Source organism: Kitasatospora sp. NPDC001175 (genome assembly GCF_053598215.1).
The window spans coordinates 45,956-61,235 of the sequence record NZ_JBSFJU010000010.1 but is presented as its reverse complement, the minus strand read 5'-3'; the positions used below and the strand labels follow the sequence as shown (position 1 = coordinate 61,235).

Here is a 15,280-nt window from a genome sequence, read left to right as displayed (position 1 = left end):
GCCTCCGAAGGATCACAGGCATGACCTCCCCCGAGCAGAACACGCCCTCCCCGGGCCGTTGCCCCGTCACCGGTGCCACCGCCGACGAGCCGATACCGCTGTACGGCAGCGCCTACAAGAGCGACCCGTACGACCTCTACCGCGAGATGCGCGACGCCGGCCCCGTCCACCGCGTCCGCTTCCCCTCCGGGATCGCCGCCTGGCTCGTCACCGGCTACGAGGCCGCCCACCAGGCCCTGAACGACCCCCGCCTAGGCAAGAACCACGGCCTCGGCAACGACGACTGGCGCGCCCTCGCCTCGATCATGCCCGAGCCGCAGCACTCGCAGCTCCAGGTCCACCTCCTGCACCAGGACCCGCCCAAGCACACCGACATGCGCCGCCTCGTCCTCGACGCCTTCGCACCGCGGCGCATCGAGGCCCTGCGCCCGCGCTTCCAGGAGCTCGCCGACTCCCTCATCGACGCCCTGCCCGACGAGGGCGGCGCCGACCTCGTGCAGGGCTTCGCCGCGCACTACCCCTTCCAGGTCCTCGCCGAGGTCATCGGCCTGCCGCCCGAGCTCGCCGCGCGCTTCGACCGCGACTGGGGCAAGGTCGTCCAGCCCGTAGGTCCGGCCGACCCCGGCCGACCCGTCTACGAGGGCCGGCTGCGCGGCCTTCAGACGTACATCGCCGACGTCGTCGCCCACAAGCGCGAGCACTCGGACGACGACCTCCTCAGCCGCCTGGTCGTCGCCAAGGACCGCCGGGAGCTGAGCCAGGAGGAACTCGACTCGATGATCTTCCAGCTCCTGGTCGCCGGCCAGGAGCCCGTCACCAACCAGATCAGCACCATGCTGATCGCCCTGCTCCGCCACCCCGACCAGCTGGAACGGCTGCGCGACGAGGCGGAGCTGCCGCCCCGCGCGATCGAGGAACTCCTGCGCTACGACAGCGCGTTCGAACTCACCACCTGGCGGTTCTTCGCCGAGGACAGCGACCTGCACGGCACCCGCATCCCGGCCGGCGACTCCGTGATCGTCTCCCTGTGCGCCGCCAACCGCGACCCGGGGCAGTTCCCCGACGCCGACACCCTCGACCTGGATCGCACCCCCAACGCCCACCTCGCCTTCGGCCACGGCATCCACTTCTGCCCCGGCGCCGCCCTGGCCCGCGCCGAACTGCAGATCGCCATCGGCACCCTGCTGCGGCACCTGCCCGGGCTGCGGCCCGCGGGCGACCTCGACGAGCTGGTGTGGATCCCGGCCGTCCTCGCCCGAGGCGTCAACAGCCTGCCCGTCGCGTACGACAAGCGCATCTGACACTCCGGCACCACTGAACCACTGAGCCCGTCCGTCCGGGCGCCCCGGCACCACCTATCGCCGGGGCGCCATCCCGCCATGCCCTCGTGGAGGAGAAGCATGCCGCCCGTCGGCACCAACACACCGCCCGCCCCCGGCGTCGAACGCGCCTGCGCCGCCGTCCTGGAACTGCTCCTGCCCCACCGCCGCGCCGCCGACCCCGGCACCCCTGCACCCGTCGAGGCGTTCCCCGAACAGCTCCGCCAGCTCGCCGACTTCGTCCGCACCGGCGATCCGATCGTCTTCACCCTGCCCGGCTTCCCCTGCAAGTCCCCGAGCCCCGCCAAGGTCCTCGGCCACCTCCCGGACGAGGGTGAGCGCCTCTCCCTCACCTTCCTCAACGAGCTGTGCGAGACCGTCGGGAAGGTGTACGCACCCGGCGCGCGGATGGTGATCTGCTCGGACGGCCACATCTTCGGCGACCTGATCCACGTCCCCGACCACCACATCGACGCCTACTCCGACGAGCTGGCCGCCATGATCCGCCGTGAAGGGCTCCGCCACCTCTCGGTGTTCGACCTGCGCGACGTCCTCGGCGACCTCCCCTACGACGAGAAGCGCGCCCGGGTCCACGCGACGTACGCGCCCACCGTCGAGGAACTTCGGGCCGAGGTGAAGGCCGACGACGGCACCCTCGCCCTCTACCGCGGCATCACCCGCTTCCTCACCGAGGACACCGTGGACTTCACCGGCACCAGATCCGCCCTCCAGCGCGAGTGCAGACAGCGCGCCTACGGCGTCATCCAGCGCAGCCGCGCCTGGGGCGACCTGATCGCGGAGCGTCACCCCCGCGCTGTCCGGCTCTCCATTCACCCCCAGCCGCGCGGCGCCGCCAAGTTCGGCATCCGACTGCTGGACGCCAAAGATGCCTGGACCACACCCTGGCACTCAAGTGTCCTGCACCGGCCCGACGGCGGCTGGGAGTTGATGCGGCGCTGCGAGGCCGAGGAACTCGGCAACCTCGTCCTGCGCAACGGCCGCCCCAGCCACTTCGAGAGCGCGTAGCAATGCGGAAGTCCCGGCCCCCGTCTGTGCTGTGGGGGTCGGGACTTCCGGGTGGCCGAGTGTTCACACCGGCGAGGCCGCCTGCGCGGACGAAGAGGCGGGCTCCCTGTGGTCGAAGGCGATCAGCGGGTCGCCGGTGAGCGGATGCTCGACGATCGCGGCCCGCACGCCGAACACCTTCGCCAGCAGCTCCGGCGTCAGCACCTCACGCGGTGTGCCGGAGGCCACCACCGCGCCCTCGTGCAGCACGTGCAACCGGTCGCAGAGCGAGGCCGCCGCGTTGAGGTCGTGCAGCGAGATCAGCGTCGTGCGGCGCTGGGCCCGCAGCAGCGCGAGGAGTTCGACCTGATGCTGGACGTCGAGGTGATTGGTGGGCTCGTCGAGCACCAGCACATCGGGCTGTTGGGCGAACGCCCGGGCCAGCAGCACGCGTTGGCGCTCACCGCCGGAGAGCGCCGCGAAACCGCGCCTTCCGTACCCGTCCAGGCCGACCTGCTCCAGCGCGGCGGCGACCGCCGACCGGTCGAGATCGTCATCCCCGGCGAACGCCCGCTTGTACGGGGAGCGGCCCATCGCCACCACCTCGCGTACGGTGAACTCGAAGTCGGATCCGCGCTCCTGCGGCAGCGCCGCAATGTGCCGGGCCGTCTCGGTGGTCGTCATGGAGCGCACGTCGCGCCCCGCGAGCAGCACTCGCCCCGCCTGCGGCTTCAGATGCCGGTAGACAGTGCGCAGCAGGGTGGACTTGCCGCTGCCGTTCGGGCCGACGAGTCCGGCGATCTCGCCTTCGGCGGCGATCAGGTGGATGCCGGAGAGCACGTCGCGTCCGGCGAGCGTGACGGTGACGTCGTCGATGGTGATTCTCAACTGCGCTCCAGGCGTCGGTCCAGCAGGTAGAGCAGGACTGGGGCGCCGAGCAGCGCGGTGACGACGCCGATCGGGACCTCCTGGGTGTCCAGGGCAGTGCGGGCGACGGTGTCCACGACGACCAGCAGCACGGCGCCCGCGAGCGCGGAGACGGGCAGCAGGCGGCGGTGGTCGCCGCCGACGAGCAGACGGCAGACGTGCGGCACCAGCAGGCCGACGAAGCCGATCGCGCCGGAGACGGCGACCAGGACACCGGTGAGCAGGCTGGTGACGGCGAAGAGTTCGCGGCGCAGCCGGGTGACGTCGACGCCGAGGCCGGCTGCGGTCTCGTCTCCCATCAGCAGGGCGTTGAGGGGTCGGGCGCGGGCCTGGAGTGCGAGCAGGCCGAGCGCCACGGCGGCTGTGGGGATGGCGAGTTGGCTCCAGGTGGCACCGCCGAGGCTGCCCATGAGCCAGAACAGGATGCCGCGGGTCTGCTGCTCGTCGCCGGCTTGCAGGACGAGGAAGCTGGTGAAGCCGGAGAGGAACTGTCCGATGCCGACCCCGGCCAGCACCAGGCGCAGCGGTGAGAACCCACCGCCTCGCCGGGCCATGGCCCAGACCAGGGCGAAGGAGGCTAGCGCCCCGGCGAAGGCGGCGGCGGAGACGCCGAAGCCCAGCCCCGTGCCGATGCCGGCGCCGAGGACGGTCACGGCGACGGCGCCCAGCGAGGCGCCGGAGGAGATGCCGAGCAGGTAGGGGTCGGCGAGCGGGTTGCGGACCATGGCCTGGACGGCGGTGCCGACCAGGCCGAGACCGGCGCCGACCACGGCGGCCAGCAGGGCACGGGGGGCGCGCAGCTGCCAGACGATCAGGTCACGGGTACCGGGCTCGGGCGTGGCGCCGGTGAGTCTGCGGCCGACGACGGTCCACACCTCGGCGATGGGGATGTCGACGGCGCCGAGCGAGACGGCGAGGGTGAGGGCGGCGACGAGAGCTGCGGTGAGTGCGGTCGCGACGAGGCCGACCCGTGCGGTGCGCGCGGGCCGGCGGTCGGTGGCCGCAGTGGCTGCGGCCGTCATCTACTGCCCGTCCTTGACCAGGTCCGGGTGGATGGTGTGGGCGATCTGCTGGACGGTGTCGGCGTTGCGGACTCCGGCGATGGTGGTCACCTCGGAGCCGACCCGCAGGAAGTGGCCTTCCTGGACGGCCTTGAGGTCCTTGGTGGCGGGGAACTCGCGCAGGAACTTCTCCGCCTCGTCGAAGGCCTTCGTGTTGTCGGCCTCGCTTCCCTTGTTGCGTACGCCGAGCTGGATCCAGTCGGGGTTCTTGGCGACCACGTCCTCCCAGGAGACGGGCTTGAAGTCCCCGTCGCAGTCGGCGAAGACGTTGCGCGCTCCGGCCAGGGTGATCACCGCGTTGGCGACCTGCTTGCCGCACACCGCCATCGGCTGCTTGGTGCCGGCGTCGAAATCGAAGAAGAAGTAGGTGGGCCGCTTGTCCGCCGGCACCCCCGCGATGGCCGTCTTCACCGCGCCGACCTTCTTCTCCATCCCGGCCACCAGGTCATCGGCCTTCGCCGAGGTGCCGGTGACCTGTCCGAGGCGCTTGATGTCCGCCTCGACCTCGGCGAGGTCCTGCTGGGGTCCCTTGAGCATCGCCGCGCACGCGGTGGAGTGCAGGAAGACGTGCTTGATGCCGGCGGCCGCGTACTCCTGGTCGGTGGGTGCCGTGCCCATTCCGCCACCCATGCCGCCCACGCTCGCGAACGTGTCGACGTACAGGTCGGCACCGGAGCCGAGCAGCTTCTCCTTGGAGATCACCATGGTGCCAAGCACCGGCACCTTCGCGGCCTGGTCGGCGATGGCGGCCGGCAGGGTGCCCTTGCCGGGTGGGAACCCGGTGCCGATCACCTTGTCCCCGGCGCCGAGTTGCAGCAGCATCTCCAGGCTGGACGCGTTGCTGGTGACGATCTTCTTCGGCGCGGCGTCGAACGTCGTCTCCTTGCCCGCGCAGTCCGTGACCTTGACGGGGAACGCGGCAGCCGCGGCCGAGGCGGCCGGCGCAGCCGGGCTCGCGTCGCCGGACTTGGCACCGCCGTCACTGCCGCAGCCCGTGGCGAGCAGGGCGACCGCGGCAGCCAGGCCGCACAACACGCGAGAACGCATGGAACTCTCCTGAGGAAATCCGAGTGCACCGGGCCCGCCACTGCGGGCCCGGACCCAGGTAGTCGTTGAGATCGCCGATCGAGTTCCCGCGAATCCGGGACTTCTCGTTTCGGCCAGCCTCGGGACCGTTCTCGCTGCCGCGTCGCGCGCCTGATGAGCGCCGTCCTCAACCCCAGCGCTCCGCACCAAACGCACTTGTCGCCATCAAGGGATCGTCGCAACGCCGGTTGGGCGACAGGATTTCCCGCAGGACGTCCGCTGCGTTCTTCAAGGGCCATGGCACGGGCTCGCCTGCGCATCTCCGCCGGCAGCGGCTCCACCAGCAACGGCGGCACCGTCACCGGCACGTGCCCTTCCCCGTCTCGACCTCGCGCTCGGCTCGTTTGCACAGGTCCAGGCCCCAGCAGCGCAGCACGTCCGCCGCGGTCCATGCCGCTCGGTGGTCGTCCAAGGATGCCCTGTCGGCGAGAGCGGTCAGCGTGTTCCGCACATCCCTGGGGGAAGAGGTCCAGACCACCGTCCGGGCCGCAGATCGGGGGGAAGCCGCGCACCACGAAGGTGCTCTCAACGAGCGCGGCCGCCGGGTTGGCGACCATATCCGGCTCGAATGCCCGGGCGAGTTGGCCGAGTTCGTCCAGCGAGAGTGCCTGGGTGCCGAGGAGCGTGGTCGAGACGGCGGTCGTCGCGAAGTACCTCGCGGTGAAGGGCTCGTCGATGTCGTGCTTTGGTGTCCAGCTCGTCGAACTGGGTCGGCGGCCACTGGGAACCCGGCAGCGCGAACGATCCGGACGATGCCAGCGTCGATCCGGCGCATCCGGGCGAAGTCGCCGCCGATCCGCGCGCGGGCCGCCGTTGGCCGGCCCGGTATCGGCATCCGCGATGCTTTCGTGAGGACATCGCCGCCCGACTGCGGGACGTGTTCTCCTCTCCCGGCCGGCTCTGGACGGGCGCCGAGGCCGGTACGGAGTCTGTACCGGATATGCGGCAGAGCCGCCGTGAGCAGGACCCCGTCCGGGGCGGCGAGCTGGGCGCAACGGCGCAGCAGGGCCTGTGGGTCGCCGCCGATGCCGATGTTCCCGTCGGCGAGCACCAGGGTCTGCCAGTCTCCCTCGTTCGGAAGCGGGTCGAACACCGATCGGCGCAGGGCGGCCGCGCCGACGGCGAGAGTTCGGGCGACGGCGCAGGGTGCGATGTCGATGCCGAGGGTGACGACGCCTCGGCGGGTGAGCGCCTGGGTGAGGCGGCCCGGTCCACAGCCGATGTCGAGGACGGGGCCGGTGCAGCGTTTGAGCAGGGTCTCGTCGGCCGTGCTGGGCTCCGTGTCCAGGCGGTGCAGCGTCAGTCGGGGGCGTTGCCCGTCCGCCTGCCGCAGGTACAGCGGCCCGCGGTCGGTGCGCAGGGGCTGCATGTGGGGATCGCCGGTCATTGCGGCTTCGGACGGGCGGTCCGTCGGGCGCGGCGCAGGTCGAGTGCGAAGGCGATCGCCGCCGCGCCGAACAGCACTGCGGTGATCGCCAGCCATCGGCCGAGGTAGACGTCTTCCGGCAGCCGTGTGTCGCCCTGGTAGGGGATCGACAGATTGAGGATCAGGGGAAACCACACGAGCAGCAGAACACCGGACAGGAAGGCGGGCACGCGCAGATAGTTGATCCACGGCACCACAGGAGTGCGTTCCGGGCGGTGGCGAAGCACGGACTGGGCCGAGAGGTCCGCGAGCGAGTACAGCGGGAGCAGGATCAGGTCATGGCCGATGGCCGCGCCGACGAACCAGATCGCCACCCCGAGCGGGCGCTCAGCGAACAGGCGCACCAGGGCGTAGCCGGTGAGGGCGAAGGAGCAGATCAGGACGAGGAGGTGGAGGGGCCCGGAGCCGTACCAGCGGACGAAGCGTGCCATGGTCAGGTCCTGAAGGTGAGTCGGTGCACCCACTTGGTGTTGTTCACGCCGGGGTTGGCGGGGACGATGATGCGGGCGGGGTATCCGTGGTCGAGTGAGAGGTCTGCGCCGTTGACGTGCAGGGCGAGCAGTGATCGGGGGTCGTGGATCTGGTTGCCCCGCAGTACCACCGAGGCGTAGGGGCCGGGTGGTTGGACGGATTCCACCAGGACGCTTCCGGCGTCGGGGTTGCCTGCCATGGCGGCGAGGTCGGTCAGCCGCAGGCCGCTCCAGTGCTGGTCGGGGGTGGACCATCCCTCCACGCAGGCGATCGGCAGTGCGGCGGCGTGCTGGGGCATCGCCAGGAGCTGCTCGCGGGTGAAGACCAGGGCCGGGCCCTGGCCGTGGACCTCCAGCCGCCAGCCCGGGCCGACATGCGCCGGGTTGATGCCGACGGCGGCGGCCGTCTTGTTGATCTGGAAGCCGTTCGGGCCGCTGCCCGGTTCGCGGTTGTGCGGCGCGAGCAGGGCGGTGCCGCGCAGCCAACCGCCGATGCTCTGTCCGGCGGTGACCACGAGAAGCAGCAGGGAGCCCGCCCCCACCATTCCCACCGCTCCGCGGCGGGTCATCGTCGGCGGCACGGGGGCGGTCGGCACCAGGCCGTCGGGGTCGGGCGGCTCGGGCCGGGTGTGGGCGAGGTCGGTGCGCAGTTCGGCGGCCAGGCCGCGGGAGCGCAGGGCGCGGCTCATCCGGCCGAGTTTGAGGCACACGTGGACGACGAAGGCGGCGATGAACACCCAGGCGCCGTAGAAGTGCAGGGTGTAGAAGGAGCCGGGGAAGACGTAGTACAGCTGGATGTTGAGGATGCCGGTGACGAATTCGAAGATGACCCCGCCGACCAGCATCAGCAGGGACAGCCGTTCCAGTCCGTGGGCGACGCTGCGGACCGGCAGCCACTCGAACAGCTTCGGGATCACCGACCACAACTTGGCCAGCAGCACCGGCACCAGGACCACGCCGAGCGTCACGTGCACGCCCTGGGTCAGCCGGTACAGCCAGTACGGATGCGTGGGCCAGTCGAAGAGGTAGAAGCCCAGCGCGCCCTTGTCCTGGGTCTGGTCGTTGAGTGCGCCAAGACCGGGGTTGTAGGCGGCGTAGGACAGGGCGCCGGTGACGAAGAGCAGCGGGATGCCGATCAGCAGCACGAGGCCGAACACGGAGGTCAGCCAGGGCCCGCGGATAGGGCTGCGCCAGAAGCCGGGACGGAACGGCCCCGGGGGCGGAGGAATCTGCTCGACCCGCCGCACGAGGGCCCGGGTACGAGCGGCCGCCTTGGCGGCCCGAGCCGCCGCGGCGGCGCGAACGCGTTCGACGCGCCGCGGCGCGTGTTTCTCGTCCGATCTCGGGCGTTGCGGGCCGCCGGAGCTTGAGGTGCCAGGAGGCCCTCCGCCACTGTCCATCGGCTGCCTCCGCTGTCCCCGGGCCGACTTTCAGAGGGGGAATCGAACCCCGCCGCGCCGTCAGTGCTGGTCAAGTCGTCAACTACAGCCTGGCACGGACCGGGTCGGCTGTCCGCGTCTGGCGAGCATGTGGGTGTCCGTTGCCAGCCGAACGGTCGAACCGGCGCTCCGCACGGCTCGACGGGTCCCCGCACGGTGGGGTCAGGGGATGTGTAGCGGGCGGTTTCGGCGTCGTAGTAGCGGTTGAGGTTGTAGTGGAGGCGGGTTTCGGGGTCGAATCACTGGCCGGGAAACCGCGGCGGGGTGTAGGTGGTGCTGTCGTGTGGCCGGGCGGAGTTACCCCAAGGGGTGGGAACGGTGCGCCAGGCGACGCTGTCGCTGGCGGGGTCCAGGAGTTCGGTGGGAGTGCCGACGAGGTCGGTGATGATGGCGAAGAACCGGCGGTCGACCGTACGCGGCGGCTTCGTCCACGTACCCGCGCTGCCGGAGCAGGTCCTGGACCGGGCGGTGCCGTCACTGCCCGCCGCCGCCGTCGCGACCGGACTGCGCGCGCTGCTCACCGCCGCCGCCACCCACCGCACCGACCCGCGGGTCTCCGAGGGGACCGAGCACTGACGGATCACCCGGTCGGCCCAGCGCCGGTCGCGGCTGGCCGGGCACCTCCCTACCGTCGGAGGGAGCCAGGCGCGGCCGTCGGTATGCGATGCCAGCCAGGTCGTGCCGGAAGGGAGCGAACCCATGCGTCCGGTGAAGATCACAGCCATTACGGTGGCAGCGGGTGCCGTACTGGGCCTGACCACCTCGGCGGCAGTCTCGGCCAACAGCCCCACCGCCACGCCGTCGCCGACCGCCACCGCCTCGCCCACCGCCACGCCATCGCCGACCGCGTCGCCGTCGCCGACCGCCACGCCATCGGCTTCCACCTCGGCCAAGCCGAGCCTGAGGGCGGCGGCGGCACCCAGGACCGCCCGCACCGATCAGACCGTGACACTGTTGCTGCGCGGTTGCCGGAACCCCAAGAAGGGCGGAACGGCCGAGGGCGCGCCGATCAGCAAGGGCTCCAAGGAACGGGCCCCGATCGGGGTCACGAAACTGGCCCCCGGCCAGCGCGGCAGCACCCTTGTCGGCACCGCCAAGCTCACCAACGTCAAGAGCGGTGGCACCTACGACATCTCCTTCTTCTGCACATCCGACCCGAAGACGGTGGTCAAGGCCACCCTCAGGGTCAAGTAGCGCCGGTCTGACGAGCCGGTGGACCGCGCCCCTTGGGGCGAGGGCCACCGGCTCCGCCGTGTCCGTGAGTTCACGGTGACGGTGGATCAACCAGTCCGGAAGACACGGCGTTTCACCTCTCGCTCGGCACCCGCCGTAGTATTTCCGTTCCAGCAGAGCAGAAGGAGTCCTCGTGCTCATCCGCCGCATTCGGCGAAACGCGGAGCGGACGGCCTTGGCCGCCGCCGCCCTCGCCACCGTACTGGCACTGCAGTGCGGCACCGCCACCGCCACCGCCACCGCGGCGCCGGTCCAGCCGTCCGGCCCGTCCCGGTCCGCCCCCGTCGGCGACCGGGACCAGGCCGCCCGGCAGGTGCGGATCACCGAGGGCCGGGTGGCCGAGGCCGGCCGGGGCGGCAGCATCCTGTACCCCGGCGTCACCAGCTGTCTGACCGTCACCGTCCGGCTGCGGGACGGCGGGCTGGTGGGAGCGCACGCCAGTCTGTTCCAGGTGCCCGGCGCGTACCGGTCGGACCGGATCCTCCCCGCCCTGCGCCGACGGGTCGGCGAGCGGCGGGTGAGCGCAGTGGAGGTCAGGGGTGCCGTCGGCGCCTGGGACCCAAGCTACCTGACCAGGGCGATCGAGAGCTACGGCCCGGGCGAGGAGGTGCCCTACCCCACCGGGCCCGACTCCGACGGCATCGCCCGGGCCGTGGCGCAGGCGCTCGGCGAGCCGTCGGCGAAGGTCACCGTCCAGGACCTCCCCGACGGGGACATCACGGTCCGCTGACCCGCACCTCCGTACCGGCCCGCTCCGCGCGGCCTTCCCCGGTCGTCACCGATCTGCGGGCCGGTCCCGCTCCTCGTCTCGGACCGGGTGCGGTACGAAGGTGCCCGCGTTCTCGTCGACCAGCAGTGGTCGTCCGATCTGCGGTGCGGCGCGCTGCGGGCAGGCGGGGCGTTCGCAGACCCGGCAGCCGAGGCCGATCGGGGTGGCCGCCGACTCGTCGTCGAGGTCGCGGCCGGCGGAGTACACCAGCCGTTCGCGCAGCCCAAGGATTGATGTCCTGTTGCGCCGCGATTGGCGGGCGCGCCGCGTCCGGTCGCCCGAGGAACAGGATCCGTAGCTCACGCGTCGGCCTCTCCGGCCTGGTTCCGGAGAGGCCGACGGCCACGGCCTCGACCGTCCGAGGCATGTGGCCGGCATGGAGCGCCATGCCGAGCGTGAGCAGGGCGCCCGCGCCCAGGCCCTGCACCGCACGGGAGACGATCAGCGCCGTCATGGACCCCGACAGACCGCAGGCGAGCGAGCCGAGCAGGAACAGGGTGAGCCCGGTGAGCAGCAGTCGGCGCCGCCCCTGCAGATCGGAGAGCCGGCCGTAGATCGGCACACCGACCGAGGAGGTGAGCAGGTACGCGGTGACCAGCCAGACGTACCAGGAGTCGCCGCCACCGATCTGTCGAACGATCCGTGGCAGGGCGGTGCCGACCACGGTGCCGTCCAGCATGGCCAGGAAGGCGCAGCCCAGTAAGGAGAGGGTGATCAACCGGCGGCGGGCGGGCGCCAGCTCGCCGTAGGGATCGGGTGTGGTCATCGGGCCTTCCCGGTGGTGGGGGCGGGCGTGGTGAGCGCGCCGTGCAGGAAGAGGTCGACGAGTTCCTCGGCGGTCAGCGGGGGATGCGTGACCGCGCGGCCGGTGGACATCAGGAGCAGCTGGAAGGCGTTGGCGAGCCGTTCCGGGCTCAGGCGCAGGGTGTCCCGGTCCGGTTCGAACAGCGCGGCCAGGGCGGCGCGCGGCCCGGCCAGCGCCGCCGAACGGTCCGGCGGGGCCTCGCCCGGCTTGCCGGGCGGCATGGTGCGTTCGAAGCGTCCGGCCGCGGCCAGGGCGCCGGCAACGGTCGCGATCCGGGCCATGTGGCCGTGCATCACCTCGGCGGCCTCGATGAGTCGGGCGGCGAGCGGCTGGTCGAGCGGGATCGCCGCCAGGTGGGCGACGGCCTCATCGGACCGCAGGGCTTCGGCCATGCAAGCGGCGAGCAGTGCGTCCTTGTCGGCGAAGACCCGGAAGATCGTCCCCTCGCCGATGCCGGCAGCACGGGCGATCTTCGCCGTGGTCACGGAGGCCCCGTACTCGATCACGAGGGGCAGGGCGGCGGCGACGATCATCGCGCGGCGCTGGTCGGGCTCCATCGCGGGTGCGCGCCGCCGGGGAGACGGCTTGTTCGAAGGTGTCTCTGTCATGCTTCGAATGTACGGAGTGAGCACTCACTCCGTCAATGGGATTTGTAGGGACAGCGGCACCGGGCCGGCCCGGCCATCCCAGGCGGACCCTCAACGGGGCCTCTTGGGAGCAGAGTTGAAGCCACTGCCGTTGCAGGCGACTTGGCGCGCACCCGATCAGGCGGGGCTCGGGGCAGAACACCGCCGGCTGCCGGACTCGGCTGCCGCAGCCGACCTCCGCCGTCGCTGCCCGGGCATCAATTCGCAAGTCAGGAAAGGTAATTGATTCGACCTGAACCAGACCCCCGCCCCGCCGGGGCCACACCGCCTTGCTGCCCGAGCACCGGTCCCCCGGGGCCCACGCAGCGCCCGGGACTGACCGGCATGCTCACGGCAGATGTCCGGAATTCATCTTTGCCCTCGACTCCGGGCTCGGTGAGGATTCCGGGGATGGCTTGGCAAGTCCCGTCGACTGGCACCGGTGTGCACCAGGGCAGGAGGACTTCCGTGGCTCCAGCATCGAGGCTCACCCCGCGAACACCGGCACGGCCGGATTCCACCCCGTGCGTCTGCCCCACCGCGGCAACCTGCGCTGCCACCGGAGCGTCGTCCGGGACCGGCCGAGAAGCCGCACGGACCGCCGCCACGAACACATCCGTCCGCACTCCCACTGGCCGTCCCCGCGACCAACTCCCGCCCGCCGTAAGGCTGACCACGTCTGCCCAGGAGAGTGATGCTCACCGCCCCGCCGCCCCGCCATCGTCCCGCTCACACCGCCGCTGCCTGCCTGGTGCTGCACGACGGCCGGCTGCTGCTGCACGACGCCCGCACCGGGCGGGAGACCGAAGCCGAAGCCGAACTGCCGTCGGCCGTCGTCGAGTCAGGGAGCTCCTTCCGCCGGGCCGCGTCCGCCGCGCTGGCGGGCAGGACCCGGTTACGCGCCCCCGCCGAGCACCTCGTCTATCTCGCCGAGCTGTACGCCGAAGGCAACCGCCGCGCCGGGGCACCGGCCCGCAACCTGCGGGTGTTCGGCTGGCGGCTCCCCGACCGGGTGGCCGCCGCCGGTGCCGCTCCGGCCGGCTACCGCTGGGTGCCGCTGGACCGGCTCGGCGAGCTCGGCCTCGACCCCGCCGCCTTCGGCCGGCTGCGGTCGCTGGGCACGCGGCTGGCCACCATGGCGGAGGAGCGCCCGCCACCGGCCGCGATCGAGCGCTCGGCGCACCGGCTCATCGGCCCGGTACCCCTGCTGGCCCGCCCCGAGGCTCCGGCCGCCGTGGTCGTCCTCGGGCCGCCCGCGGTCGGCAAGAGCACCCTGCTCGGCCGCTGTGCGGCAGCGGACGGCCGGATCGAGCACGTGCCCGACGTCGTCCCGGTCAACCGGGGCCCGGGACGGGACGACCACCTCACCCGCTATCTGCTCGGAGACAGTTCGGCAGCGTTCTTCTGCCAGTTGGAGACACTGCTGCTGCGCGTCCTGCAGAACCTCAGGACGGGCCAGACCGGGATCCTCGACCAGGACGTGCACAGCTCGCTCGCCTACGCGAAGGCGCTGTACCTCAACGGCGATCTCACCGTCCAGGAGTACGAGGCCTACTACCGCTACCACCATCTGGTCACCGCCATGCTGCCGCCGCCGACCGCCGTGGTGCACCTGACGGCCCGCACCGAGGTGCTCATGCGGCGGCTGCGCCGTCGCGACCGCAGGCTCGAACGATCCTTCACCAGCCGGTACGTCGCGCTCGTCGCTCAGTGCTTCGAGGACGTGGCGGAGGACTTGGCGGCGCGGATACCCGTCCACCGCATCGACGCCTCGGAACTCGGCCCGCAGGAGGTGCTCGACCGGTTCCGCCGCCTACTGCCCGAGCAGCACCCACCGCTTCCCGGGGAGTCACCCGAGTGACCGTTCCGGCGAGCCGAGAACTCCGGACGGCTGCGCCGGGTCCATGAACACCGGCCCCCTGGGGCCGGGTCGCGCCGACCAACTCGTCAGCCCCCGCCCGCCAGGGACGGTTCGCCGCCTGCCCGTCCCGGCCCGGCGTCCCTGCGGCCCGGGCAGGCGTCACCCCCCGTGCGAACCCGGCCGGTCGGGCCCACCCGTACGCCCCACCACGTTCCGGGGCACCGTCGCCGCCATCTCAGCCGCACCCACCGCCCCACCACGTTCCGGGGCACCGTCGCCGCCATCTCAGCCGCACCCACCGCCGCAGCCGTCTCCCGTACCCGTCGCCGGAGCCGCCACCGCCCCACCGTCCGGCGGACGTCCGCGGGCGGGATTGCGCCCAGCGGGTGACGATGGACACGCAGTGTCCCGAAGCTGAGATAGGCAGGTGCGGGCCATGAGCTCCTCATCCGACTTCCCGTCCGGTACCGACCCGCGTGACGTCCGGCCGCAGAACGCGAACGAGACTCCCGGTACCGGCCCGTTACCGGGCGCGGGCAGGGGCGCGAGTACGGGCGTGGGCGCCGCGGAGCACGACCTCACCCCTGTCGGCGGCACACTGAACGCACTGGCCAACGCCACCTGGCAGGTGATGCTGACCGCTGGTGTGGCAGCCGTCGCGCTCGGCGTGTGCGTCCTGGCGTGGCCGGGTGCCACGCTGTTCGTGGTCGGCATCCTGTTCGGCGTCTACCTGCTGGTCAGCGGTGTGTTCCAGCTGACCGCCGCGTTCGGCCACCATGTGCCGGGCCATCTGCGCGCCCTGCACTTCGTCAGCGGCGCGCTGTTCCTGCTGTTGGGGCTGATCTGCTTCCGCGGCGCGGCGGAGACGATCCTGCTGCTCGCGCTCTGGATCGGCTTCGGCTGGCTGCTGCGCGGGATCATGCTGTCCGCAGCGGCGATCTCCACTCCGGCGATGCCGGCCCGAGGCTGGCAGGTCTTCCTCGGCGTGGTGACCACGATCGCGGGAATCGTGCTGATCGTCTCGCCGTTCCGCTCGATCGCGGCGCTCACCCTGGTGGCGGGTGTCTGGCTGATCGTCCTGGGGCTGATGGAGATCATCCACGCCATCCAACTGCGCTCCCGGACCAAGATGCTGACCGCCGGCGTGCCGGGTGGCAGAACTCCCGGGCTGGGTACGCGTCCGCACCCGCAGACCTAGCAGTGTCGGATGCTCACACCCGCTGACGCAGTGCCGGGTGCCGCCTCGCCCGACC

The 15,280-nt window shown here is 71.8% G+C and carries 14 protein-coding genes and 2 pseudogenes; 7 read left to right on the top strand and 9 right to left on the bottom strand.

Annotation, left to right across the window (positions count from 1 at the left end; genetic code table 11):
- Positions 1-20: 20 nt before the first annotated feature.
- Both ACWDAK_RS10230 and ACWDAK_RS10225 read left to right on the top strand, forming a co-directional pair.
- Positions 21-1,301: a cytochrome P450 family protein gene (locus tag ACWDAK_RS10230; RefSeq protein ID WP_427393942.1), complete on the top strand. Its 1,281-nt coding sequence runs from the start codon at positions 21-23 to the stop codon at positions 1,299-1,301.
- A 99-nt stretch (positions 1,302-1,400) separates the two neighbouring features.
- Entirely contained in the window at positions 1,401-2,345 is a 945-nt protein-coding gene (locus ACWDAK_RS10225; protein ID WP_344636095.1) for an isocyanide synthase family protein, read from the top strand.
- Positions 2,346-2,408: 63 nt separating this feature from the next.
- Here the strand turns inward: ACWDAK_RS10225 and ACWDAK_RS10220 are convergent, their stop codons facing one another.
- From ACWDAK_RS10220 to ACWDAK_RS10195, 6 genes are all read right to left on the bottom strand, one after another.
- The gene (locus tag ACWDAK_RS10220) at positions 2,409-3,212 is read right to left on the bottom strand and encodes an ABC transporter ATP-binding protein (protein WP_344636096.1); all 804 of its coding nucleotides are present in this window, start codon (positions 3,210-3,212) and stop codon (positions 2,409-2,411) included.
- Positions 3,209-4,273 carry a FecCD family ABC transporter permease gene (locus tag ACWDAK_RS10215; RefSeq protein ID WP_344636097.1) on the bottom strand — a complete coding sequence of 355 codons (1,065 nt, stop codon included), beginning with the start codon at positions 4,271-4,273 and terminating at the stop codon, positions 3,209-3,211. Before ACWDAK_RS10215 ends, ACWDAK_RS10220 begins: the two co-directional genes overlap by 4 nt.
- Positions 4,274-5,359 carry an ABC transporter substrate-binding protein gene (locus ACWDAK_RS10210; protein WP_427393941.1) on the bottom strand — a complete coding sequence of 362 codons (1,086 nt, stop codon included), beginning with the start codon at positions 5,357-5,359 and terminating at the stop codon, positions 4,274-4,276.
- A gap of 337 nt (positions 5,360-5,696) precedes the next feature.
- Complete coding sequence (locus tag ACWDAK_RS10205; protein ID WP_449806455.1) at positions 5,697-6,767, bottom strand: class I SAM-dependent methyltransferase; 1,071 nt, start codon at positions 6,765-6,767, stop codon at positions 5,697-5,699.
- A gap of 14 nt (positions 6,768-6,781) precedes the next feature.
- The gene (locus ACWDAK_RS10200) at positions 6,782-7,255 is read right to left on the bottom strand and encodes a hypothetical protein (protein ID WP_427396013.1); all 474 of its coding nucleotides are present in this window, start codon (positions 7,253-7,255) and stop codon (positions 6,782-6,784) included.
- A gap of 2 nt (positions 7,256-7,257) precedes the next feature.
- Positions 7,258-8,451, bottom strand: coding sequence for a molybdopterin-dependent oxidoreductase (locus ACWDAK_RS10195; protein ID WP_344636102.1), 1,194 nt, complete (start codon positions 8,449-8,451; stop codon positions 7,258-7,260).
- 642 nt (positions 8,452-9,093) lie between these two features.
- Between ACWDAK_RS10195 and ACWDAK_RS10190 the strand changes: the two genes are divergently transcribed.
- The 3 genes from ACWDAK_RS10190 to ACWDAK_RS10180 all read left to right on the top strand — a co-directional run bounded on the left by ACWDAK_RS10190 (position 9,094) and on the right by ACWDAK_RS10180 (position 10,696).
- Positions 9,094-9,309 carry a pyroglutamyl-peptidase I family protein gene (locus ACWDAK_RS10190; RefSeq protein WP_427396012.1) on the top strand — a complete coding sequence of 72 codons (216 nt, stop codon included), beginning with the start codon at positions 9,094-9,096 and terminating at the stop codon, positions 9,307-9,309.
- A gap of 123 nt (positions 9,310-9,432) precedes the next feature.
- The gene (locus ACWDAK_RS10185) at positions 9,433-9,927 is read left to right on the top strand and encodes a hypothetical protein (RefSeq protein WP_344636104.1); all 495 of its coding nucleotides are present in this window, start codon (positions 9,433-9,435) and stop codon (positions 9,925-9,927) included.
- Between the two features lie 172 nt (positions 9,928-10,099).
- Positions 10,100-10,696: a hypothetical protein gene (locus tag ACWDAK_RS10180; protein ID WP_344636105.1), complete on the top strand. Its 597-nt coding sequence runs from the start codon at positions 10,100-10,102 to the stop codon at positions 10,694-10,696.
- 45 nt (positions 10,697-10,741) lie between these two features.
- Here the strand turns inward: ACWDAK_RS10180 and ACWDAK_RS10175 are convergent.
- The 3 genes and pseudogenes from ACWDAK_RS10175 to ACWDAK_RS10165 all read right to left on the bottom strand — a co-directional run.
- Positions 10,742-10,948: pseudogene (locus tag ACWDAK_RS10175) on the bottom strand (short-chain fatty acyl-CoA regulator family protein); the annotation flags it as partial.
- A 127-nt stretch (positions 10,949-11,075) separates the two neighbouring features.
- Positions 11,076-11,501: pseudogene (locus ACWDAK_RS10170) on the bottom strand (MFS transporter); the annotation flags it as partial.
- Complete coding sequence (locus ACWDAK_RS10165) at positions 11,498-12,148, bottom strand: TetR/AcrR family transcriptional regulator (protein WP_344636106.1); 651 nt, start codon at positions 12,146-12,148, stop codon at positions 11,498-11,500. The pseudogene ACWDAK_RS10170 and the gene ACWDAK_RS10165, both read right to left, overlap by 4 nt.
- A 712-nt stretch (positions 12,149-12,860) precedes the next feature.
- Between ACWDAK_RS10165 and ACWDAK_RS10160 the strand changes: the two genes are divergently transcribed.
- Positions 12,861-14,027, top strand: coding sequence for a deoxynucleoside kinase (locus ACWDAK_RS10160; RefSeq protein ID WP_427396011.1), 1,167 nt, complete (start codon positions 12,861-12,863; stop codon positions 14,025-14,027).
- Positions 14,028-14,463: 436 nt separating this feature from the next.
- Positions 14,464-15,225, top strand: coding sequence for an HdeD family acid-resistance protein (locus ACWDAK_RS10155; RefSeq protein WP_427396010.1), 762 nt, complete (start codon positions 14,464-14,466; stop codon positions 15,223-15,225).
- Positions 15,226-15,280 lie beyond the last annotated feature (55 nt).

Excerpts from the sequence above, each read along its gene's own strand:
- ACWDAK_RS10230 (WP_427393942.1), top strand. The coding sequence starts at position 21 with ATGACCTCCCCCGAGCAGAACACGCCCTCCCCGGGCCGTTGCCCCGTC.
- ACWDAK_RS10205 (WP_449806455.1), bottom strand. The coding sequence starts at position 6,767 with ATGCAGCCCCTGCGCACCGACCGCGGGCCGCTGTACCTGCGGCAGGCG.
- ACWDAK_RS10210 (WP_427393941.1), bottom strand. The coding sequence starts at position 5,359 with ATGCGTTCTCGCGTGTTGTGCGGCCTGGCTGCCGCGGTCGCCCTGCTC.
- ACWDAK_RS10165 (WP_344636106.1), bottom strand. The coding sequence starts at position 12,148 with ATGACAGAGACACCTTCGAACAAGCCGTCTCCCCGGCGGCGCGCACCC.
- ACWDAK_RS10185 (WP_344636104.1), top strand. The coding sequence starts at position 9,433 with ATGCGTCCGGTGAAGATCACAGCCATTACGGTGGCAGCGGGTGCCGTA.
- ACWDAK_RS10160 (WP_427396011.1), top strand. The coding sequence starts at position 12,861 with ATGCTCACCGCCCCGCCGCCCCGCCATCGTCCCGCTCACACCGCCGCT.
- ACWDAK_RS10215 (WP_344636097.1), bottom strand. The coding sequence starts at position 4,273 with ATGACGGCCGCAGCCACTGCGGCCACCGACCGCCGGCCCGCGCGCACC.
- ACWDAK_RS10225 (WP_344636095.1), top strand. The coding sequence starts at position 1,401 with ATGCCGCCCGTCGGCACCAACACACCGCCCGCCCCCGGCGTCGAACGC.
- ACWDAK_RS10155 (WP_427396010.1), top strand. The coding sequence starts at position 14,464 with ATGAGCTCCTCATCCGACTTCCCGTCCGGTACCGACCCGCGTGACGTC.
- ACWDAK_RS10200 (WP_427396013.1), bottom strand. The coding sequence starts at position 7,255 with ATGGCACGCTTCGTCCGCTGGTACGGCTCCGGGCCCCTCCACCTCCTC.